A 20,239-nucleotide genomic window follows, 5' to 3' on the forward strand; every position below is an offset into this window, starting at 1 on the left:
TTTCTACCGTTTTTTCAATGAATTTTGCAAATATTACAGAACAGTTCAGCCATAGCCTGTATTATGAGCGAATCATGCTCGCATGAATGAGCTCAGAATGTAGGTTATGGCTGAACTCAATATTACAGAAACCCCTGCACAAAATTCCGTATGTATTCATATCCCACCGCCAGATTGATATTCTGACCGTCATCAAATCCTGCCGTACTGATTCCGATTACCTCACCGTACATGTTAAGCACCGCTCCCCCGGAACTCCCGTGAGAAATGGGCGCTGTAAACTGAATCATATCCACCCCGTCGATTACCCGGAATCCGGAAATAATCCCGTCTGACACGGAATTAAACAGTCCCAGGGGGCTTCCAATGGCCACCACCTTCTGGCCTCTGGCCAGTTTTTTCTCTCCATTGTACAGGGGAATGGGCTCCAGCCTCCGCTGAATCCGCAGGACTGCCAGATCCAGTACGGAATGATATTTCACCAGTTCGTCTGTCCGGTATACCTGTTCGTCATCCTCAATGCGTACAGAATAATACTTTCCCCGGCAGGCCACATGGTTATTGGTGAGAATGTACCCGTCCCGGCCAATCATAATGCCGGAGCCGCCGCCCATCACATCGCCTCTGTCATTGTGTATCATAATCTGCACCACCGAAGAAGCCAGCATGGCCAGTTCTTCATAGGACAGTTCTGCAGGCTGTGTATGTTCTGTATGAGCTTTTTGCAAAACGCCTGCGGGCTGCCGGGAAACTGCCTGTTCTCTCCGGGCTCCTGCCATCGTCTGTTCTCTCCGGGTTCCTGTCACTGTCTGTTCCTGTCCAAAGTTCAGCATTTCCCTGGTTCTTCTGTCTCGTTCGGGCACTCTGGTATTTACCGTGACACGAACCATTCTGTATGTTTCCGGTACATATTCGGGAAGGGACAGGTCTGCCCTGGGCTCTGTCCTGCACGAAACAGACAGGCCTTCTTTCTCCAGTTCCCCGTCAATATCCTGAGAACTCTGGATGAGCAGCACATCAAAGCCCAGCAACGTCAGCAGATAGCAAAACAGATATTCCTGCTGCCTGCAGATATTTTCAAATACAGCCTTCCTGGTATCTCCCGGTCTCCAGTTCTCCAAAGCTGCCGGCACGGTATGGTCCAGCCAGTACAGAAGTTTTACCACAAAATTTTTCTCCATGGAAATGCTCAGGCCGGATTTGTGTTTTCGCAGCAAATTCAGTGCTTCTTCACATGCATGACTCAGAACAGAAGACAGCTCCGGATGATGTTCCGTGGATTTTATGGAAATTTTCTGCCACTCGTTCCTTTTCCACTCTTCATAACAGCCTCCATAATAATCCGCATCTTCCGGGGCTGCCAGCCCAGGCAGACTGCTCCGTCTGTAATAATACCCGTTTCCCGCCTGCATATGTTCTGTCAGAATTCTGTCCATGGCGGCTATTTCCTGAAGTACCTGCTGATTCAGCCCCACAATCCGTAAAAAACAAACATCTCTGCAGTTCTGGCTGCAGCTTCCTTTCGCATTCTGAAATTCCTCCACGGAGGACAATCTTATCATGTTTCTTCTGGTTTTGAAATTCTCCGTATGCATTTTCGTTCACCTTTTGTAAATTCCATCAGAAATTTGCAGTTACATTTTTAACCCCATAAGAATATATTCCGCTTCGTTAATCGTAACAAAATGATTTTTCGTCCAGAAAGCATAACTTTGCGGATTTCCCCTGTCAACGCCCAGCCGGATTTCTTTATAGCCCAGGGATTTCAGGTATACAGTAACTTCACCGATTATTTCCGAGCCGACACCTTTATTCTGATATTGGGTATTCACCATAAACAGGCCGATAAAAGCAGTTTCCTTTTCCGGATAACCGAGAATCAAATCCATAATTCCCGTCAGGGATTCCTTATCAAAATATCCAACATAACATTTATCATCCTCGCTCTTTCCCGGCGGTAAGGCAGCCATGTCTTCCAGTATACTCTCTCTGGTAACAAAAGGCGGGTGATACTGATAAAATATATGGTTTTTGCAGCTCATGTCATATATCATATCCACATCATTTTTATCCAGTTTGCGTACATAATACTTTTTTGATAAAGAATTTATCTCCACATCGGTTATCCTCCTCCCTGATATAGCTAAATTATACCATAATCACTTCGTGATATGGTATGGCACCTTTGCCCATTCGGGCGGTATAATATCTGTCGATATTATACCATAATCACTTCGTGATATGGTATGGCACCTTTGCCCATTCGGGCGGTATAATATCTGTCGATATTATACCATAATCACTTCGTGATATGGTATGGCACCTTTGCCCATTCGGGCGGTATAATATCTGTCGATATTATACCATAATCACTTCGTGATATGGTATGGCACCTTTGCCCATTCGGGCGGTATAATATCTGTCGATATTATACCATAATCACTTCGTGATATGGTATGGCACCTTTGCCCATTCGGGCGGTATAATATCTGTCGATATTATACCATGATTATCCTCCGTTTCTCAATCGGTATGTGAATAAAATTGTTTTGTATGTTATAATCTTCCTGAAGGAGGAACTTCATATGAATCAATCCATAAACCCTTATCAGGTTGGCCCGCTGCTCTATTGTCCCGCCAACAACGAAACCATTGTTCATTCACTGACCCATGAGAAATTCGGCAGACAGTTTTCCCTGGCTCTCTGCCTGGAAGACACCATACGGGACGACCGGGTGGCCGAAGCCGAGGAAACTCTGATTGCTTCCGTAAAAGTTCTGGCACAGGCCCAGTCCCGCCAGTCGTTTTTTATGCCAAAACTTTTTATCCGTGTTCGGAATTATGGACAAATCAAAAGCCTGCTGCAGCGGCTGGGAGACTTAAGAACGCTTATCACAGGATTTAATATACCGAAATTTTCTCCGGAAAATGCAGACGCATATATCCGGGCTGTCTGCGATATCAATGAAAATACAAATCAGACTTTTTACATGATGCCCATTCTGGAAAGCCCTGACCTCATTGATTTGCAAAACAGATACCGGATTCTGTATGAATTAAAGGACAAACTGGATTCTGTTTCTCAGTATGTGCTGAATATCCGGGTGGGAGGAAATGATTTATGCCATCGGTTCGGATTCCGCAGGCACAGCACGGAATCCATTCACAAAATCCGCCCCATTGGCAGTATTTTCTCTGATATTGTTACGGTGTTTGGTATGGACTATGTGATTTCCGGCCCTGTCTGGGAATATTACAATGGGAAAAACTGGGAAACGGGACTCATCCAGGAACTGAATGACGACAGGCTGTGCGGATTTATCGGTAAAACCGTCATTCATCCCCGGCAGATTCCGCTGGTAAATGAGGCTTACAAAGTACGGCTCAAAGACTACAATGACGCGAAAGCCATTCTGGACTGGGATACGGACTCCCCTTCTCTGGTTTCCGGCAGCATTGTGAAAGAACGTATGAATGAATACAAAACCCACAGCAACTGGGCTCTGCGGACCCTTCTGCTGGCAGAAGCCTACGGCCTGAAATAACATCAGGTATCTGCCAGCTTCTTTATGATTCCGCAGGCTTTATAATGTTCCAGGGGATAATATTCCACCGGAACCTGCTTTTCCTGGGCAAGTTTCAGAATATGGGCCAGGGAACGGTCTTCTCTGCAGCAGCTGCTGATTAATATTTTCCAGGGAATCCGCCGGAGAAGTACTCTGGTGGTTTCCCCGATTCCCGGTTTTATCAGGTTTATATCTGAAATGCCAAATTTTCGGCCGATGGCCCTGACTTCCTGAAGTCCGGCATTTTCCGCCCTTTTTCCTTCTGTGCTGCCATTGGGGCACAGTTTCCGGCTTACAGGTGCAGAATACTTCCAGTCCTCAGGAAAATTCTCTGTCTTCCCTTTTGCGGCCGAAGGATAACAGTCAAATTCCCTCTCTATGGCTTCGATAAAGTCATAGGACAGGTCTTCCCGCTCCATTTCTTCATAATAAACCGCTCCGTGAAAATCATGCGCTCCAATAATATCATCCCGCAGAAAAGTTCGGCTTACCAGTCCGGAAACGGTACCGTTCAGACAGGAACTGGGAATCAGAATATCTTCGTGGGTGCCGCACAGGTCTGTGACGCCGGCCGGGTCTGCCAGCACCGCAATCTCATCGGAGACACCGGGATATGCTGCCAGCTCCTTCTTAAGCTCTCCCAGTATGGCCCCTTTTCCAATCCATCCGTCCACAAACAGGAGACGCTTTGCCTCATATATTTCCAGCAGAAACTTCATGGCATTATGGTCAATACCTCTGCCCCGGATAATGGAAATGGAATAATGTTTTACCTCAGCCTGATATTTTCTTAAGATATAACGTTTCAGCAGGATTCCAACCGGCGTGCCTGCCCGCGCCAGGGAAACCAGCACCGCCTGGCTGCCTTTTTTCTCCATGATTTTATCCGCCAGAACTCCCACTGCCTGGGCGGTGGCCCCGGCATAGTGCGCAAGGCCTTCCCGGTACGCCTCCATATAAGCCGGAGTGGGAACGTATTCCAGGGGCAGCATTTCACAGTAATGGCGCCCCGCCTGGATTTCCCGTTCCCGCTCCTGGGCCGGCTGGGGCTTCACCATTCCGGTAATATCTTTCAGCAGAAATATCACGTCGTCTTCTCTGTAGGAACTTCTCATTTCAGCACCACCTGATTACCTGTATATTGTCGTTGCCTGCAAGGTGCAACGCCTGCCGCAGAGAGCGCAGCCCTTCTTCCGTTACCGCCGCGTCCGTGAGTACCAGTACCCGGTGGCAGGGAGATAAATCATAAATATATGTCACCCGCTCCGAATCGTAGAAACTGGCAAGCTGATACCGCTCATGGAGGGGATATTCCGGAGCGCTGCTGACTGCAATGGGGCTGCGGGTAGTAGCATGAAATCTTACCTGACGCCCCTGTTCCTGGAGTTTCCGGCCAAGGTAAAGACCTGGATACATAAATTCCTCGGTGCCCAGTACAAGAATATGTTCCTCGGCCCCGGTGGGAATTTCCCGGAAAATCTGCTCACACATCTCTTCACAGGCTGCCCGGTAAGTTTTTCCGTGATGGAGTTTTCTGGTATTCATATAACCGGAAATCTCCGTAATATGACAGAGGTTCCCGGCATGGCTCTCCTCAGAAAGTCCCTGGGAGCCTGAAGTCATACAGACAGAATCAACAGAATCAGAACCGGCGGCTTCCGTTTTGGAGCGGCAGTCATAATAAGTACCGTCGCCTCTGCAGGACTCTGCCCGCTCCGGGTAGCCGCTGTAATCTGCTTTCACAAGATAAACCAAATCTATTCCCTCTGCCTGATAAACACTTCGGGAATTTTCATCCATACCGTTTAACAGGGACGCCGCGGAAAACCTGAGGTGTTCCCCATAAGTTTCCCGCAGCAGCCTGATAATTTTCCTTATGGTATTTCCGGTGGTCACCTCGTCCTCTGCGAATATCACCCGGTCTGTGTGCTCCAGAATTTTATCCAGTTCATTTTTTACCAGCTTCTGCTCTGTGGCATGGCTGTGGGACTCGGAAAAATACAGATATTCCCCATGGGGAACCTTTTCTCTGGTGGTATGTATCCCATACGTATCCAGTTCTGCCGCCAGCGTTTCCCCGATGGCTGTGGCTGTCTCCGCAAATCCCACCACCAGCAGGCGTTCGTTCGGGTAACGCCGGCGCACCAGCTCCGCCAGTGCGGAAAACATGTCCAGCGCTTTTCCCGGAGATACGGGAATATGCTTTCCCTGATATTTATTTATCACCAGATAATTCCGTTTTGTATTATTTTCCCGTTTTGCCAGAGAAGCAATTTCTGCTGTATACATAACTTCCTCCCGTCCGGCTGCTCACCACAATCTGCCAGCTCCCCGGACGCCCTGATTTCAATTGAATCTGTCACACAAATTTTTTTACTTTTTCGTAGATTCCCTGACCGTCCAGTCCGTATTTTTCCAGCAGTTTTGCTGCAGGTCCGGACTCTCCGAATACGTCGTTGATACCGATTTTGCATACAGGTGTGGGGGCCTTTTCACACAGACAGTCGCAGACTGCGCTTCCCAGGCCGCCAATCACGGAATGTTCCTCTACGGTAATCACTTTTCCGGTTTTTTTCGCAGAACGGACAATCAGTTCCTCGTCCAGAGGCTTGATGGTATGAATATTGATGACTTCCGCCTGAATGCCTTCAGAAGCAAGTTTCTCCGCCGCTTCCAGAGAGGCTGCCACGCACAGGCCTGTTGCCGCAATGGTCACATCTGTTCCTTCCCGCAGCACTACCCCTTTTCCAATTTCAAATTTATAATCTTCCCGGTCGTTAATCACAGGCACTGCCAGACGCCCGAACCTCAGATATACCGGGCCCTCCATCTCATAGGCTGCCTTTACAGCTGCTCTGGCTTCCACATCATCGGCCGGATTGATAATGGTCATACCGGGAATGGTACGCATTAAGGCAATATCCTCGTTGCACTGATGGGTTGCACCGTCTTCCCCCACGGAAATTCCCGCGTGGGTGGCTCCTATTTTCACATTCAGATGGGGATAGCCGATGGAATTGCGCACCTGCTCAAAGGCTCTCCCTGCTGCAAACATGGCAAAAGAGCTTACAAAAGGCACTTTTCCCGTTGTGGCAATGCCTGCCGCAATGCCTGTCATATTACATTCTGCAATTCCGCAGTCCAGATGGCGCTCCGGAAATTCTTTCTGAAACAGTCCTGTTTTGGTGGCGGCGGCAAGATCCGCATCCAGCACTACCAGATTCTCATGCTCTCTGCCCAGTTCCACCAGCGCTTTCCCGTAACTTTCTCTGGTTGCAATTTTCTTTACTTCCGGCATAATGCTTCACCTGCTTTCTCCAGTTCTTTCATGGCAATTTCGTATTCTTCGTCGTTGGGAGCCTTACCATGCCATCCGGCCTGATTTTCCATATAGGAAACGCCTTTGCCTTTCAGTGTCTTCAACACAATGGCTGTGGGCTGCCCTTTCGTTGCCCGCGCTTCCTGAAAAGCTGCCCGCAGGGAATCAAAGTCATTTCCGTCCGCCACGTTAATCACATGGAACTGGAAAGCTCTGAATTTCTCATCAATGGGATAAGGGGAACATACGTCTTCGATTTTACCGTCAATCTGCAGGCCATTGTTGTCCACAATCACCACCAGATTGTCCAGCTTCTGGTGCCCTGCAAACATGGCCGCTTCCCACACCTGGCCTTCCTGCAGTTCCCCGTCGCCCAAAAGGGTGTACACCCGGTAACTGTCATTGCTTATCTGAGCGGACACCGCCATGCCCACTGCTGCGGAAATCCCCTGCCCCAGAGAGCCGCTGGACATATCAATACCCGGCGTATGCTGCAGGCAGGGATGCCCCTGTAAATGGGAACCGATATGACGCAGTGTTTTCAGATCTTCCACCGGAAAATAGCCTCTGTTGGCGAGAGCCGCATACAGTCCCGGAGCCGTATGGCCCTTGGAGAGTACAAACCGGTCCCGGTCCGGCTTTTTCGGGTTCTGAGGGTCAATATTCATTTCTTCAAAATACAGATACGTAAACACCTCTGCAGCGGAAAGGGAGCCGCCGGGATGGCCGGCTTTCGCCGCATGTACGGAAGTCAGAATTCCTTTGCGGACTTCATTGGCTGCTTTCTGAAGTTCTAAATTTTCCATATAATTTCTCCTTGTTGTGTAAAAAGAATGCGCTGTCTGTCTCTGCTCCGGAAACCGGAAAATTCCTGCACCGGAGACATTTTTCTGTCTGTTTCCCCTCATTCACCCCTTTTACTCCCCGAAAACTGCTCTGTAATCTTTCTGGAATTTCTCAATTCCCTGGTCTGTCAGAGGATGTTTCGTCATCTGCTCAATCACGCTCCAGGGAATGGTTGCAATATCTGCTCCGGCCAGCGCACAGTCATGGACATGGATGGTATTGCGGATGCTGGCCGCAATGATTTCCGTTTCCAGTCCGTAATTATCGAAAATGGTAACAATATCTTCAATTAACTGAATGCCGGGCTGGCTGATGTCGTCCAGCCGCCCCAGGAAAGGCGATACATAGGTGGCCCCTGCTCTGGCCGCCAGCAATGCCTGATTTGCTGTGAAAATCAGCGTCACATTGGTTTTAATCCCTTCTCCTGAAAGTACCTTAACGGCTTTCAGCCCTTCCACAGTCATGGGAATCTTCACAATCATATTGGGATGAATCGCCGCAATCTCCCGTCCCTCTTTTATCATGCCCTCTGCATCTGTTGTGGTTGCCTTTACTTCCCCGCTGATGGGTCCGTCCACGATAGCTGCAATCTCTCTGATTACTTCATTAAAATCTCTGCCCTCTTTTGCAATCAGAGAGGGGTTGGTGGTCACTCCGCAGATTACCCCCATATCATTTGCTTTGCGAATGTCATCCACATTGGCTGTGTCAATAAATAATTTCATTACCTTTCCTCCTTTTGTTTTCCGGACAAAACACTTCCTCCCTCATTCTACAGGAAATTTTCATTTCCTACAAGGTCTAACTGAATTTCCTTACAAGAATATCGCTTTTTTCCAGAAATTCTTCAATGGTATGAAATCCCAGCCTTCTTAAAAGTTCCGGTACGAAAGGATTTTCCAGCGGCGTCCGGTATTCCGCCGCCTCTCCGTAACGCTCCACATTTTTTCTGCCTTCTTCTTTGTCTATGATGATTTTCGGCCCTCCCACGCAGCCGCCCCGGCATCCCATCCCCTCAAAAAAATTGGCTTTCGTCTCTCCCCGTTTCAGCCGCTCTATCATTTCCCGGCAGGCCGGCACACCGTCTGCCTGTTCTGCCCGGACTTCAATGCTGCGCTCCGGCCTGAGCTGTTCCACCGTGGTCTTCACAGCCTCACTGACCCCTCCTGTTCTGGCATAAATCCGCCCTGCTCTGGAAGAATGCTCTTTATCGTCTTCTCCAAGCTGTTCCGGATGAATATCCGCCGCCTCAAACATGTCCTGCACTTCCTGAAAGGTCAGCACATAGTCCACTGCGTCGGCAATATCTCCTTCTCTGGCTTCCTGCTTCTTGGCCATGCAGGGACCGATAAATACGGTAACCGCATCCGGGTGGAGCTTTTTCACTACCCGTCCTGCCGCAATCATGGGAGATACGGCTCCCGGCACATGGGGCATCAGCTCCTGATATACTTTCCGTATCATGGCAATCCACACAGGACAGCAGCAGCTTGTAAGCTGATAATCCTGTTCTTCCCGGATATTAGCGTCAAACTCCAGCGCTTCCTTCAATGTTAAAATATCTGCAAATACAGCCACCTCTATCAGCCCCTGAAATCCCATGGCTTTAAAGGCCGCCCGCAGCTTTCCGGTGGTAACCTCCGGCCCGAACTGCCCCAGAAATGCCGGAGCCACCAGGGCATACACCTCCCGCTGTTTTCCTCTGACTGCCCGCAGCACCGGAACCACATCTTTATTGGCCACCAGTTTTTCCAGCCTGCACGCCTCCACACAGGCGCCGCAGCCCGTACATTTTTCTTTGTTAATATAGACCTTCCCGTTTTCGTCCTGCTCAAAGGCGTCAAAAATGCAGCTTCTCTCACAGGCTTTCTCATAGGCGCACTGCTGGCATTCTTCTGCAAATATCACAGGGGCGTGTTTCTCCGGATGAAGAAGGCAATCCATGTGATATAGATTATATTCTTCCTCCAGTACACGCCCCTTTCCTGCTTCCTGCTCTAAAATATCCAGATATAACTGATGAAATGTTTTCATGGTTTTTCCTCGTTTCTGTTTTTCCATTAGTATTGACAGAAACAGGAAAGGGCATACGCAGTATGCTGAACGTATCCCATTTAAACGCACTTGTGAAACAATATTTACCTTCTCTGCAGGCTGTGTATCCTGCCTGAAAGACTTTTCTATCAGGAAAGAGCACTTTTACGCATTAAGGCGACAAGTTCTTTCTCACAGGATAAAAAGCCCACAGTCACCACAAGAGCCAGCAGCTCCGCCGCCACAATGGCCAGCCAGATTCCGTCCATGCCAAAAAATACCGGCAGAATTGCCACCATCGCAATCTGGAACACATTCTGCAGCACAAAGGCAGTAAGCCCAAACGCCAGAATCCGGCTGTAGAGCACTGCTGATTCCAGCAATTCCCCTTCTGCTCCCAGTGCGGCGGCAATGGGCCTGGCAAACACAAATCCTGTCACGGACAGCAGCAGACTTAACCCGGTTGCAAAATACACCAGCATGGAAAAATACTGGTTTGCCTCTCCGGATTTTCCCTCGCCCAGAGTTTTGGAAATCACCGCACTGCCTCCCGTACCAATCATAATGCCCGTGGTACCAAAGGCCATGCAGACCAGCATAATCAGATTTACCGCTGCAAAGGGTGTCTTTCCCACATAATTGGACACAAAAAATCCGTCCACAATCTCGTACAGAGATGTGCAGATCATCATCAGTATCGGTGATATCACAAAACGCAGTAATTTTTTATAAGTAAAATGATCGGATAACTGTATTCTCATTTTGTCTTCTCCTGAAAAATACGGACATATTTCCTAGTGAGCCTTAACAGCTCTCTGCTTTCCTGTTCAGGCATTTCCTGAAAGGCGGCCTTTTCCATTTCCATCACCGGATATATATTTTTCTCCGCAAGCTGCTGCCCTGCAGGAGTCAGGTAAATATGCCTGTCCCGCCCGTTTCCCGGCTCCATGTCAATATAGCCTCTGGCTTTTAAATTCTGAATGGAAGAATTTACGGTCTGCCTGCTGATGGAATAGCGCTCTGCAATGTCTTTCTGCAGATATCCGTTTCCCATCTCCACAATGGCATACAGAATAAAAAAAGCGCTGTCGGACATTCCTGCCTTCACCGCAAGTTCGTGATAGATTCGGTCCATCTCCCGGTACAGACGGTTAAATTCCTCCAGATGTTCTCCCATATTAAATTTCATGGTTTCACCTCCCCGAATCCGAAATCGGATTATAAGATATTATAGTCCGATTTCAGATTCGAGTCAAGAACTTCCCTGCTATGAACTGCAATCATTTTAACGTTTCATTTTTATTCAGAATTTAACATTCGCAGTGCAATAAAGATAATTTTTTATAGTGTCCTTTTCCTGAAAATTCAATAAAACCTTTATCTCTTAAAACCTGCAGTTGCTGACGGATTTTTGCCTCAACATTATGATTATTTCTATGCTTTATTTGCAGAATTTCAGAATATGCATATATGTCCTGCAAGCAAAATTCCTCTGACTTTATATGATTAACACAATCAAGTACATCCAATAACCATGACCTGGAATCAATATTCCGGCTTTCCAGCTTTTTAACTTTGAAATAATGTTCTTTTACTTCGTTTACAGGCAAAACTGTCCCATTTTTGATAATATCTATTTTTCCCTGCTGCGGTATCTCAGAATATAAAATATTACATCCTGTCCAGCCTGCCCGACGTGCTTCAGGTGCAAGCGGTTTTCTTTTCTCTATCATTTGCGGAACCAGAAAAAATTTTGGAACCAGAACAAAATCTGTCACAATATAATCAGAAGAATACTGCATAACAAACAGTCCAGGATTTGTAATGCTTTTTATTCTTTCAATCATTGTTGAATAAGCACCATCATTAATTTTTTTTTCCTGTTTTACCCTGTTTACTTTTCAATTCAAAGATTTCACAGCAATTTTCACATTTCATATCAGCAACGGGCTCATTATTTTTTAATTTTAAAAGGCGTGGATTTCCACAACAGGGACAGAACATGTTTTTCTCAACCCAATTTTCACTCATTACTCTGATTTTCTGAGCCTTACTTTTATATTTCTCACCGGATGCCTTATCAAAATGTAAATCCATAAAAATTTAATATCCTCTCCTAATATATAAGTGTAGGGTTTCAGTACCCAACAGCCAGTTGAGACTTTTCCCTCCATTGTTTAGCTGTATAATGATCAGACATCGGTCTGACAGATTTCCCCCTGGACCATTTTGCGTCCGTAAAAAAACCCGTCAACCAGCCGCCATTTACAGCCGTTCGATTTATGCAGGTTGAACTACCATCATGTACGTTCGTTTAATACCCCAGGAGATTGAATAAGCAATGAGGAAAGCTGGAACCATGCAAATTTATATCCGGAGGTATGTAAGAATGTACAACGCAGCAGGTATTGATGTTTCAAAAGGCAAGAGCGCCGCAGCAGCCCTGCAGCACGGAGGTGTCGTTATTCGTAAGCCCTTTGATGTCCCCCATACATCAAAGAATCTCAGCCAGTTTTCGGAATACCCTGGCACACTGAATAGTGATACTAAAATTGTTATGGAGTGTACCGGCAGACACCATGATCCCATGGCAGATGACTTACATAAAGTCGGTCTGTTTGTTTCTATTGTCAATCCACACCTTATTAAAAATTTTGGCAACAACTCCCTGCGCAAAGTCAAAAAACCCACAAACAACATTTGTCTGTGGGTTTCCATATATCTCTGCTTGCAGATAACTGCTTATCTCTTACAGAACTACAAATCGCATAAAATAAGGCTTTGCAGACTATTTGTGTGCTACAAGTGTGTTACAAAAAACCATTTTCATCTATTTTTGAACACTTACAGACATTTTCTTTAATCCCACGTTAATTTATATTCCAACACATGGCTCAACAATTTTCTTGGTTCAACATTAAACTGCTTTGCTAATTGCTGCATTCTCTTATCCAGCAAATGAATATTTTCTTCCTCACATCTACGAATATCCGCTTCCTCATGCAACAAAAATTCTGAAATACCATTAGGTTCTGCCCCAGGTTTTTCAAATAATCTTTGTCCTGGATAATTTTCAACATCAATTCTCACACGAAATTTTAACATATTCAACCAATTCTTTATTTCATCTGACATAACGCTAATCGCCTTATATCCAATTCCTTTATATTTCCACTTATTCAAAATCTCTATCGCTATCTCCCATTGTTCATGCATAATATTCTTTATGCCACAGTATCCGGCATATTCACCATTCACGATTATCCAAAACATCAATGCTTTATACTCTATATGTTCATTTCTTAACATATTATAATAAGCTTCTTCTTTCATCATTGACTTAACAATATTAGCTTCTTATAAATCTTCTTCCCCATTTCATCCTTTGCAACAATATTATTGAAACGTTCTGACAGCAACATATTCTCTTTATCCTTGAGATAACTGATTGCTTCTTTCTTTTTTTCTTCAAAAGTTCTTCCATCTTCTTTTTCTATAATATCCATAACTTTATGGATTGAATCTTATATTAAAATTTTCATAATACCGGCAACTAATAATTGATTTTTCATCTCAACAACCTTTCCCACGAAATAATAATCTTTATTTTATTACAAAACCGCTTTTTACATATTTCAAAAATATGCCAGAATTGCAGCAGCCCATTATGAGCCCTGCCAGACAGTCCTTATTCCGCTTTTCATTCTTTTTTATATTTATAAAACATGTTCCCTGCAAGCCCTCCGGACGAAAAAAAGGAGGGCGATGCAATGATTACATATCAGGATTTCTTTTTATTCTGTACGTTTATTGTTACCCTTATCAACTTTTTAAGGACAAAAGAAAGGAACCGCAAACTATTCCCAGTAGCTGACGGCCGAATATTGTAAAATGTTTTAGTTTGCTATTGTGAGAGGGGTAGCCGTTTCCCTGGCTTTCCCTTTTCTATAATATAGCATATTCCCCAAACAAATTCAAAAAAATTCTGTTAATGTAAACCATTAGGAAAATGACAGCCTGCTGCCCTCTGTGACTCTACAGGCCTGGAATACTCGTCCAGGTTTTCTCCTGCTTCTATAATTCCTGTCTGCATTGCTCTATCCTCTGTAAAATTTCTTCAGCTCTCCCCGGTTGTCGCCATTACATTATCTAAAGAAAATACTCATGCTCATTAAAACCTGCTTCTTTTCTGCCTGTCCCGTCCGCAAGATCATTACAGACAGACATATTGAGATATTCATTGATACCTGCCCTTATTTCAGAACATATTCAAAAACGCAGGTATAAAGAAAACCCCTGAAAATACCGGACTTTCAAGGGTTTTACTAATTTCATTATTACGTTTGTAATTATCTCTTACATAACTCCGAACGCCGTAAATACGCTATTTTTAAGCTGTTTGTCAGTTACGTGTTCGTTACCCATATACGATCATATGTGCGCATACTGTCTCCAAACCATATATTATGCTATCTTTTCTGCCTCCATCGGTAAATCATACAGTGTATCCGGGTCAATATCCAAACACTTCGTATTATCTCGGTTTCCCCCGATATCCCATGCCAATGTATCATTCATCACTGTACAGGCCTCTTTAAAAACAGTGATATCTTTCAATGGACGAAATACCTCTTTCTCAATCATTTGAATCATATCATAACATACGATTTTACCATCTTCAAAGTATACATATACCGAATAATTTTCCATTGGTATTACCTGCACAACCTTCGGAAACATAATGTTCACCTCACTTTTAAACTAACGGGTTGATTCGGTTCATCGGTTTTCCTTCCGCATGGAAATGTGGAGGATTATGGTCATCATAATACATTGTAACCCTGATTCCGTAAAACAACGATATCTCTGGCATTATACTTCTCTCCTCATTTCATTCTGTCGCATATATAGTTGACTATATAGTGTCTGCTGATTAAGCAAATATTTGCAACTTCCAACTCTTACATCTGCTCCAGTTACACCAAAATCGGATCAGATACAAAAGAGCATAAAGTATTCGCCTCTGAATCTTGAATAGATTCATCACAAATACAGATAATGCGACAGAAGTTAACTGCGTTTCCTCCAGCTTGGTGGTAATACAGTCCATGCCATAGCAGCGTTTGCTTAAGCTAAAAGTACGTTCCACTTCGATTCTGTCAGTATTATCCTGATACTCTTGTTTTTTATCAACTTTTACTGCAGCACTTGGTCTGCCCAGTTTTGGTCCTGACAGACGGATCCCATGCTCTTTGCAATAACTCCTGTTTTCTCTGGTCCGGTATATCTGATCTGCCAGCACACGTTTCGGATAATAACCGGTGCGTTCCTTGAAGCGTTCTACCGCTTCAATCAGGCAGGTGCTCTCGTTATATGCTTCAAACGATATTTTTTCGATGCGTCCGTATCCTTCACTGTCAAGGCTTAGATCAAACTTTGCACCAAATTCAACTGGGGCTTTTACTTTCCCCCTGACAATAGGACGAAGCCATGGCTGCGAGATGCTTACGATACGATGTTCCACTGAGTGTACTTTGTTATCGTACATGTACTTCTGCTGCTCGTACAGCGTGATGATAGTCAGATACAAACTAATTTCTTTATCTGTCATCGCATATCCGTCGCTCATGAACTTTTCCAGATATCCGATGTCTCTTGCAACGTAACCAAGCTGTTTGCGCAGTGCCTTCCTGATTTTCTTTGCACTATGTTTTTTACTTTTGGCAAATGAAAGATAATCTTTTCTGGCACGTCTTCTATAGCGTCTTGGCAGTGGAAGACCATAGGATTTGCAAAAACGGTAAATGATGGTTTCCAGTTTCTCCCTTGCTTCGTTCAGGAGTGAAATATCCTGGGGATAACGGATGTCTGCCGGTGCACAGGTTGCGTCCAGTGTCAGTGTTCCTTTGTTTGTGTCTTCTTTCAAAGCGTCATTATCGCCGGAGTTTCCGGAAGATGGTGGTGTATTGTTGTCATCATCTTTGTGAGCAAGAAGATACTCATTTACTTCCATCAGCATTTCAGCAGAAATGCGTTTGCGAAAAAGAACCAGTGTGCTTGCATCAAACGGAGCTTCTTCCTGATAGCCGGGAAGTCCGATAAAGTACTGCAGATATGGATTCTCTGTGATCTGTTCCACGAGTTCACGATCAGAATACTGGAACTTGGTCTGGATGATCAGGGCTCCTAACGCCATCCGAAATGGCTTGGCAACATTACCCGTACCACTCGGGAACAGTCTGGCATATTTTACTTCAAATTCATCCCATGGGATTCGGTCAGCCAGTTTGATCCAGCGGTTATCCGAGTTCATGTGGAGTCCCATAGGCTGGTTGAAATCGAGAAACGAGTGGTGTAACTTGTTAATAGGTTTGTACATTGATTTAGCCCCTTTATACATAAAATATGCAGAATAACTGCAAGAAAAACGGTTTGATTTTATCAAAATCCTTGCAGGTATTATACCATAAAATGCGGTAAAAGTCGGTAAAATCAAGTGTTTTAAACCTAATCAGCAGACACTATATATACCTGACAATATAAGTTTACCACAGTTATCACTAAAAAAAACCCACAAACACGATGTTTGTGGGTTTACCATGCAATAAAATATGCAATTTCCTATCTCTTACTAAACTTCAAACCGCATAAAACAAGGCTTTACAGGCTATTTGTGTGCTACAAGTGTGTTACGAAAAACCATTTTCATCTATTTTTGAACACTTACAGACATTTTCTTTAATGCCACGTTAATTTATATTCCAACACATGGCTCAACAATTTTCTTGGTTCAACATTAAACTGCTTTGCTAATTGCTGCATTCTCTCATCCAGCAAATGAATATTCTCTTCCTCACATCTACGAATATCCGCTTCCTCATGCAACAAAAATTCTGAAATACAAATTTCCATCGCTATCTCCCATTGTTCATGCGTAGTATTCTTTATACCACAATATCCGGCATATTCATTATCCACAATTACCGAAAACATCAATGCTTTATACTCTATATGTTCATTCCATAACATATTACGATAAGCTTCTTCTTTCATCATTGACTTAACGATATTATTTTCCTTTTGCAATTCAATAAATATATCTTTATCCGAATCCTGTACTTTTCGCAATATAATTTCATTTCCTATAATAATACACTTTCCCATTGCCCAAAACTTCTTATAAATCTTTTTCCCCATTTCATCATTTGTAGCAATATCAATTAAACGTTCTGCCAGCAACGTATTCTCTTTATCCTTAAGAAAATTGATTGCTTCTTTCTTTTTTTCTTCAAAGGTTCTTCCATCTTCTTTTTCTATAATGTCCATAACTTTATGTATTGAATCTTCTATTGAAATTTTCATAACGTTAGCAGCTAATGATTGATTTTTCATCTTAACGACCTCTTCCATATAATGATAATTTTCATTTTATCACAAAACCGCCTTTTTGCACATTTCAAAAATATTTCAGAACGGCAACAGGACTAAGCCTTTTTGAAAATGCCCGGCAATTTGACACACTTACTACCCCTATGCGGCGTTTCCTATAAGACCCCCACGACATGGTATTTAAGGCAAAACAAAAGGGTATCTATGCAACTGATACCCTTAACAGTTCTATGTTATTATGCTGTTTCTTCTTTCAATTCTTTCTTATACTTGTAGTATGTTCCTTTTGATGTGTTGTGCAAATATTCCCTCAATATCTTAGCATCTGAATACTTACCGTCAAAGTCCTTTGATAAATCCTTTATCGTCTGTTTTATATGCTCCGCTTTATCTGTCTTTATATTACAGCTTCCTTCTGGCCTGCCCTGCTTCTTACTTGATGTAGCTTTGCCCTCCGTTACCCTTTTAATAAGGAACTGCCTTTCATGCTCTGCCTGTTCAAATGCAAGCCGGATATTATCTTTCAAGTTTTCCTGCTCAAACTCTGCCACAAGCTCCAGTATTCCATTTATGAGATTATCCATTTTCTTATTGCTGGATGATACTTTCTCTATATGCTTTTGCGTCCTGCGTCTATATTCATCTGTGTCTATATGCCGCTCTTTCAGAAACACAAGAGAAATACCCTTGCTCATAAGTTCCATATACAGAGAAAAGCCCTCATCAGCATTTCCTGACATTCTACTGACTTCATCAAATATTATTGTATCTCCTGGCTTTACCTTATTCAGCAGCTTCTTAAACTCCGCCCTGTTATCTATGTCTTTGCCAGATTGCTTTTCGGATATAATGATTACATCCCCATTGAATCCTATAATATTGTTTATCTGCCTTTCTACTTTCTGTTGGATTGTAGAAACTCTTACATAACCGTATATTTTACACATAATCTATTCCCTCTCTTTCTCCAAAACGGTTCAAAAATAATTACAAATAAATTTATACCAAAATTATACTTGTTGTTGCTGCTATTGTCAACAGAAAATGGTATAATTTAATTAATAATATTTTTAGACTATTCAAAAAGAAAAATAATACATGTGGGGAATCTGGGAATTGTCATAAAAGAAAGAATATGATAGAATATCAGAGAGGAACAAGCGTGTTGCAAGGTGGTAACCTCCCTAAACTTCACACCCGGTTTGCCGGAGTACATAAGAGGGGAGGTGGCGCAAATGACAGCTTTTGAAATCATTTCGATTTTCATAGGTATATTAGCTTTGCTGATTGCCTTTGGTAGTTTTGTTATAGCGTTGCTTGCCTTTCTCGATAAGAGGAACAAGCGAAAATAAATAAGCCTACCTTGTCACTTGGCCGGTGAAGGCAGGCTTATAACCTGGTCGGAGGTCAACCACTTTGTGGGCGGTTGTTTCCTCTTTTGTATCTATAATATAGCATAATCCCCGGATAAATTCAAGAATAAATTCCGTTAATGCAACCGTTAGGAAAGTAATAGACTGCTGCCCTCTGTGGCTCTAATATTTTCCTGTATCATATCAATATCTTTGTTCGTCACTATTAACCTCCGTTTCTGAAATACCGTTACAAAAACCGTAAAATTGCTTACATTCATTTTGTACACTTCAATTTACTAAAGTGCTTGAAACCCTTGATTTTACTGGATTTGTGCATTCTGTGTATTTCATATGTAAAACTCTAAAAATCAACTCTATATACCCTTACATACAGAATACACAGTTTGCACATTCGTCCTTTTTATCAATCAAACGGAAGTGGGATATCGTTATCTACTGCAACAAAATCATCTTCTGCTAGTTCATACCCCTTTACAACATTTCTTACAGTTCTTCCACCAACAGTTCCACTTGCCGCAAATATGCCCTTTACCTTTAATTCTGTAAAGAAATTTCCTTTGTTTTCTATTCCACATCCAGAAGCCGAACACCATTTTAAATAAGTTTCATAGACTGTCTTTGCGGATACATTCTTGTCAGACTTCACCAAACATTCAGAGACAAACCGCCCGATTTTGTCAGAATCACTTTCATATTCTTCTGTAGAACCCTGGACGGCAGCAGGCGGCGTTAATCCCTCCCGGCGATATAAGTATAGCCCCTCAATCATCCAGTTTAAAATTCCTGCTGATTCTGCTTTCAAATCGTCTTTTAACTTCTTATTTTGCTCACGCTCTCCAAAATGTTTATTAAAACTAACCACTCGTACACGTCCACTTTTAAAAATGGTATTATCTGTGATTGTCGGCAAATAATTTGTATTCAAAATCAACTTAAACTCAGGAGTAAAACTAAATTCATTCTGATGCAGAAATCCAGCTGTTACCCGGTCTCTTCCTGTCAGTGTTTTTACAAGCGAGGTGTCAAATATCATTCTCTTTGGCGGCTCCGATGCAATAACAAGCCTTGCCCCTGCCAATTTTGCGATATCCGGCGATGCCGTCCGACTGTCCTTATTTTGTTTGACTGCTAAAGTTTCTGGTGATATTGTCGCTCCATAGTCCGCCAATATAAATAAAGCTGATTCACAAACCGTACTTTTCCCATTTCCTGTAGAACCGCCAAAAAAGAAATATAATTCTTCCTCTGCTGTACATCCTGTTAGAGATACACCGAAGACTTTTTGCAGATACTTTATTTTTCCAATATCGTCCTCCATGATTTCAGAAATAGTCTTTTTCCATAGCGGACATTGGGCAGCAGGCTCATAACTGGCATTACAAACCTTTGACAATAATAAATCAGCACTATGCTTTAATATCGTTGGCTTATCTCCCGATAAATCTAAGACACAATTCTTGCAATTCAAGAGAAAATCTTCTTTGTCAAGTTCCTCATTTTCAAAATAATTCACGTCCTTTGCGTCATTTATCATTGTATTTCTATCACGATAATTCATTAAGCGTGATGCATATTTCAGATAGCTTTCTCTCTGTTTTTCATCTAATTCGGAATTACTGACCGCATAAGATAACAGAGTATCTGCTAATTCTTTAGCATTCCTTTTCGCCCTCATTCCTTCGGTATCTGCAACCCATTTAATACCGTTG

General features: G+C 43.4%; 23 protein-coding genes. 3 read left to right on the forward strand and 20 right to left on the reverse strand.

All coding sequences use genetic code 11. The features are described 5' to 3' along the window. Positions 1-122: 122 nt before the first annotated feature. Together VSQ32_14445 and VSQ32_14450 are read right to left on the reverse strand one after the other, a co-directional pair. Positions 123-1,595, reverse strand: coding sequence for a trypsin-like peptidase domain-containing protein (locus VSQ32_14445; GenBank protein ID MEH2944027.1), 1,473 nt, complete (start codon positions 1,593-1,595; stop codon positions 123-125). A gap of 39 nt (positions 1,596-1,634) precedes the next feature. Beyond that, positions 1,635-2,117, reverse strand: coding sequence for a GNAT family N-acetyltransferase (locus tag VSQ32_14450; protein ID MEH2944028.1), 483 nt, complete (start codon positions 2,115-2,117; stop codon positions 1,635-1,637). 468 nt (positions 2,118-2,585) lie between these two features. Between VSQ32_14450 and VSQ32_14455 the strand changes: the two genes are divergently transcribed. Continuing rightward, positions 2,586-3,545: an HpcH/HpaI aldolase/citrate lyase family protein gene (locus VSQ32_14455; protein ID MEH2944029.1), complete on the forward strand. Its 960-nt coding sequence runs from the start codon at positions 2,586-2,588 to the stop codon at positions 3,543-3,545. A 2-nt stretch (positions 3,546-3,547) separates the two neighbouring features. On the opposite strand, the gene VSQ32_14460 is transcribed toward VSQ32_14455, so the two are convergent. The 10 genes from VSQ32_14460 to VSQ32_14505 form a co-directional block, all read right to left on the reverse strand. After that, positions 3,548-4,681 carry a cysteine protease StiP family protein gene (locus VSQ32_14460; GenBank protein MEH2944030.1) on the reverse strand — a complete coding sequence of 378 codons (1,134 nt, stop codon included), beginning with the start codon at positions 4,679-4,681 and terminating at the stop codon, positions 3,548-3,550. A gap of 1 nt (position 4,682) precedes the next feature. Then, the gene (locus VSQ32_14465) at positions 4,683-5,855 is read right to left on the reverse strand and encodes a phosphoribosyltransferase domain-containing protein (GenBank protein MEH2944031.1); all 1,173 of its coding nucleotides are present in this window, start codon (positions 5,853-5,855) and stop codon (positions 4,683-4,685) included. Between the two features lie 70 nt (positions 5,856-5,925). Next, entirely contained in the window at positions 5,926-6,864 is a 939-nt protein-coding gene (locus tag VSQ32_14470) for a transketolase family protein (protein ID MEH2944032.1), read from the reverse strand. Continuing rightward, positions 6,852-7,691 carry a transketolase gene (locus VSQ32_14475; GenBank protein MEH2944033.1) on the reverse strand — a complete coding sequence of 280 codons (840 nt, stop codon included), beginning with the start codon at positions 7,689-7,691 and terminating at the stop codon, positions 6,852-6,854. The genes VSQ32_14470 and VSQ32_14475 overlap by 13 nt, the downstream gene beginning before the upstream one ends. A gap of 111 nt (positions 7,692-7,802) precedes the next feature. Continuing rightward, a complete protein-coding gene (fsa, locus tag VSQ32_14480; protein MEH2944034.1) occupies positions 7,803-8,456 on the reverse strand; it encodes a fructose-6-phosphate aldolase in 654 nt (217 codons plus the stop codon). A gap of 76 nt (positions 8,457-8,532) precedes the next feature. After that, positions 8,533-9,765, reverse strand: a complete 1,233-nt coding sequence (locus VSQ32_14485) for a [Fe-Fe] hydrogenase large subunit C-terminal domain-containing protein (protein ID MEH2944035.1) — start codon at positions 9,763-9,765, stop codon at positions 8,533-8,535. 149 nt (positions 9,766-9,914) lie between these two features. Then, positions 9,915-10,526: an MATE family efflux transporter gene (locus tag VSQ32_14490; protein ID MEH2944036.1), complete on the reverse strand. Its 612-nt coding sequence runs from the start codon at positions 10,524-10,526 to the stop codon at positions 9,915-9,917. Then, the gene (locus tag VSQ32_14495; GenBank protein MEH2944037.1) at positions 10,523-10,954 is read right to left on the reverse strand and encodes a MarR family winged helix-turn-helix transcriptional regulator; all 432 of its coding nucleotides are present in this window, start codon (positions 10,952-10,954) and stop codon (positions 10,523-10,525) included. The genes VSQ32_14490 and VSQ32_14495 overlap by 4 nt, the downstream gene beginning before the upstream one ends. Before the next feature lie 121 nt (positions 10,955-11,075). After that, complete coding sequence (locus tag VSQ32_14500) at positions 11,076-11,612, reverse strand: DpnI domain-containing protein (GenBank protein ID MEH2944038.1); 537 nt, start codon at positions 11,610-11,612, stop codon at positions 11,076-11,078. Positions 11,613-11,631: 19 nt separating this feature from the next. Then, a complete protein-coding gene (locus VSQ32_14505) occupies positions 11,632-11,862 on the reverse strand; it encodes a DpnI domain-containing protein (GenBank protein ID MEH2944039.1) in 231 nt (76 codons plus the stop codon). Between the two features lie 292 nt (positions 11,863-12,154). Between VSQ32_14505 and VSQ32_14510 the strand changes: the two genes are divergently transcribed. Further along, positions 12,155-12,628: a transposase gene (locus VSQ32_14510; GenBank protein ID MEH2944040.1), complete on the forward strand. Its 474-nt coding sequence runs from the start codon at positions 12,155-12,157 to the stop codon at positions 12,626-12,628. Here VSQ32_14510 and VSQ32_14515 read toward each other — a convergent pair. The 7 genes from VSQ32_14515 to VSQ32_14545 form a co-directional block, all read right to left on the reverse strand. Further along, the gene (locus tag VSQ32_14515; protein ID MEH2944041.1) at positions 12,625-13,074 is read right to left on the reverse strand and encodes a GNAT family N-acetyltransferase; all 450 of its coding nucleotides are present in this window, start codon (positions 13,072-13,074) and stop codon (positions 12,625-12,627) included. The genes VSQ32_14510 and VSQ32_14515 overlap by 4 nt on opposite strands. Before the next feature lie 23 nt (positions 13,075-13,097). Then, on the reverse strand, positions 13,098-13,271 hold the full coding sequence (locus VSQ32_14520) for a hypothetical protein (GenBank protein MEH2944042.1): 174 nt from the start codon (positions 13,269-13,271) through the stop codon (positions 13,098-13,100). 958 nt (positions 13,272-14,229) lie between these two features. After that, complete coding sequence (locus VSQ32_14525; GenBank protein MEH2944043.1) at positions 14,230-14,505, reverse strand: DUF2442 domain-containing protein; 276 nt, start codon at positions 14,503-14,505, stop codon at positions 14,230-14,232. Between the two features lie 16 nt (positions 14,506-14,521). Continuing rightward, entirely contained in the window at positions 14,522-14,638 is a 117-nt protein-coding gene (locus VSQ32_14530; protein MEH2944044.1) for a DUF4160 domain-containing protein, read from the reverse strand. Between the two features lie 60 nt (positions 14,639-14,698). Next, positions 14,699-16,144: an IS5 family transposase gene (locus VSQ32_14535; GenBank protein ID MEH2944045.1), complete on the reverse strand. Its 1,446-nt coding sequence runs from the start codon at positions 16,142-16,144 to the stop codon at positions 14,699-14,701. Between the two features lie 359 nt (positions 16,145-16,503). Next, positions 16,504-17,157: a hypothetical protein gene (locus VSQ32_14540; protein MEH2944046.1), complete on the reverse strand. Its 654-nt coding sequence runs from the start codon at positions 17,155-17,157 to the stop codon at positions 16,504-16,506. A gap of 233 nt (positions 17,158-17,390) precedes the next feature. Beyond that, positions 17,391-18,101: a recombinase family protein gene (locus VSQ32_14545; GenBank protein ID MEH2944047.1), complete on the reverse strand. Its 711-nt coding sequence runs from the start codon at positions 18,099-18,101 to the stop codon at positions 17,391-17,393. A 288-nt stretch (positions 18,102-18,389) separates the two neighbouring features. On the opposite strand from VSQ32_14545, the gene VSQ32_14550 reads away from it, so the two are divergent. Further along, positions 18,390-18,506: a putative holin-like toxin gene (locus tag VSQ32_14550; protein MEH2944048.1), complete on the forward strand. Its 117-nt coding sequence runs from the start codon at positions 18,390-18,392 to the stop codon at positions 18,504-18,506. Positions 18,507-18,933: 427 nt separating this feature from the next. On the opposite strand, the gene VSQ32_14555 is transcribed toward VSQ32_14550, so the two are convergent. Next, entirely contained in the window at positions 18,934-20,232 is a 1,299-nt protein-coding gene (locus VSQ32_14555) for a phage/plasmid primase, P4 family (GenBank protein ID MEH2944049.1), read from the reverse strand. Between the last annotated feature and the right edge of the window lie 7 nt (positions 20,233-20,239).

The sequence above is a fragment of the Lachnospiraceae bacterium JLR.KK002 genome (genome assembly GCA_036941025.1).
GTDB lineage: Bacteria > Bacillota > Clostridia > Lachnospirales > Lachnospiraceae > Petralouisia.

Excerpts from the sequence above, each read along its gene's own strand:
- VSQ32_14445 (MEH2944027.1), bottom strand. The coding sequence starts at position 1,595 with ATGCATACGGAGAATTTCAAAACCAGAAGAAACATGATAAGATTGTCC.
- VSQ32_14455 (MEH2944029.1), top strand. The coding sequence starts at position 2,586 with ATGAATCAATCCATAAACCCTTATCAGGTTGGCCCGCTGCTCTATTGT.
- VSQ32_14460 (MEH2944030.1), bottom strand. The coding sequence starts at position 4,681 with ATGAGAAGTTCCTACAGAGAAGACGACGTGATATTTCTGCTGAAAGAT.
- VSQ32_14465 (MEH2944031.1), bottom strand. The coding sequence starts at position 5,855 with ATGTATACAGCAGAAATTGCTTCTCTGGCAAAACGGGAAAATAATACA.
- VSQ32_14470 (MEH2944032.1), bottom strand. The coding sequence starts at position 6,864 with ATGCCGGAAGTAAAGAAAATTGCAACCAGAGAAAGTTACGGGAAAGCG.
- VSQ32_14475 (MEH2944033.1), bottom strand. The coding sequence starts at position 7,691 with ATGGAAAATTTAGAACTTCAGAAAGCAGCCAATGAAGTCCGCAAAGGA.
- fsa (MEH2944034.1), bottom strand. The coding sequence starts at position 8,456 with ATGAAATTATTTATTGACACAGCCAATGTGGATGACATTCGCAAAGCA.
- VSQ32_14485 (MEH2944035.1), bottom strand. The coding sequence starts at position 9,765 with ATGAAAACATTTCATCAGTTATATCTGGATATTTTAGAGCAGGAAGCA.
- VSQ32_14490 (MEH2944036.1), bottom strand. The coding sequence starts at position 10,526 with ATGAGAATACAGTTATCCGATCATTTTACTTATAAAAAATTACTGCGT.
- VSQ32_14495 (MEH2944037.1), bottom strand. The coding sequence starts at position 10,954 with ATGAAATTTAATATGGGAGAACATCTGGAGGAATTTAACCGTCTGTAC.
- VSQ32_14500 (MEH2944038.1), bottom strand. The coding sequence starts at position 11,612 with ATGATTGAAAGAATAAAAAGCATTACAAATCCTGGACTGTTTGTTATG.
- VSQ32_14505 (MEH2944039.1), bottom strand. The coding sequence starts at position 11,862 with ATGGATTTACATTTTGATAAGGCATCCGGTGAGAAATATAAAAGTAAG.
- VSQ32_14510 (MEH2944040.1), top strand. The coding sequence starts at position 12,155 with ATGTACAACGCAGCAGGTATTGATGTTTCAAAAGGCAAGAGCGCCGCA.
- VSQ32_14515 (MEH2944041.1), bottom strand. The coding sequence starts at position 13,074 with ATGTTAAGAAATGAACATATAGAGTATAAAGCATTGATGTTTTGGATA.
- VSQ32_14520 (MEH2944042.1), bottom strand. The coding sequence starts at position 13,271 with ATGGATATTATAGAAAAAGAAGATGGAAGAACTTTTGAAGAAAAAAAG.
- VSQ32_14525 (MEH2944043.1), bottom strand. The coding sequence starts at position 14,505 with ATGTTTCCGAAGGTTGTGCAGGTAATACCAATGGAAAATTATTCGGTA.
- VSQ32_14530 (MEH2944044.1), bottom strand. The coding sequence starts at position 14,638 with ATGCCAGAGATATCGTTGTTTTACGGAATCAGGGTTACAATGTATTAT.
- VSQ32_14535 (MEH2944045.1), bottom strand. The coding sequence starts at position 16,144 with ATGTACAAACCTATTAACAAGTTACACCACTCGTTTCTCGATTTCAAC.
- VSQ32_14540 (MEH2944046.1), bottom strand. The coding sequence starts at position 17,157 with ATGAAAAATCAATCATTAGCTGCTAACGTTATGAAAATTTCAATAGAA.
- VSQ32_14545 (MEH2944047.1), bottom strand. The coding sequence starts at position 18,101 with ATGTGTAAAATATACGGTTATGTAAGAGTTTCTACAATCCAACAGAAA.
- VSQ32_14550 (MEH2944048.1), top strand. The coding sequence starts at position 18,390 with ATGACAGCTTTTGAAATCATTTCGATTTTCATAGGTATATTAGCTTTG.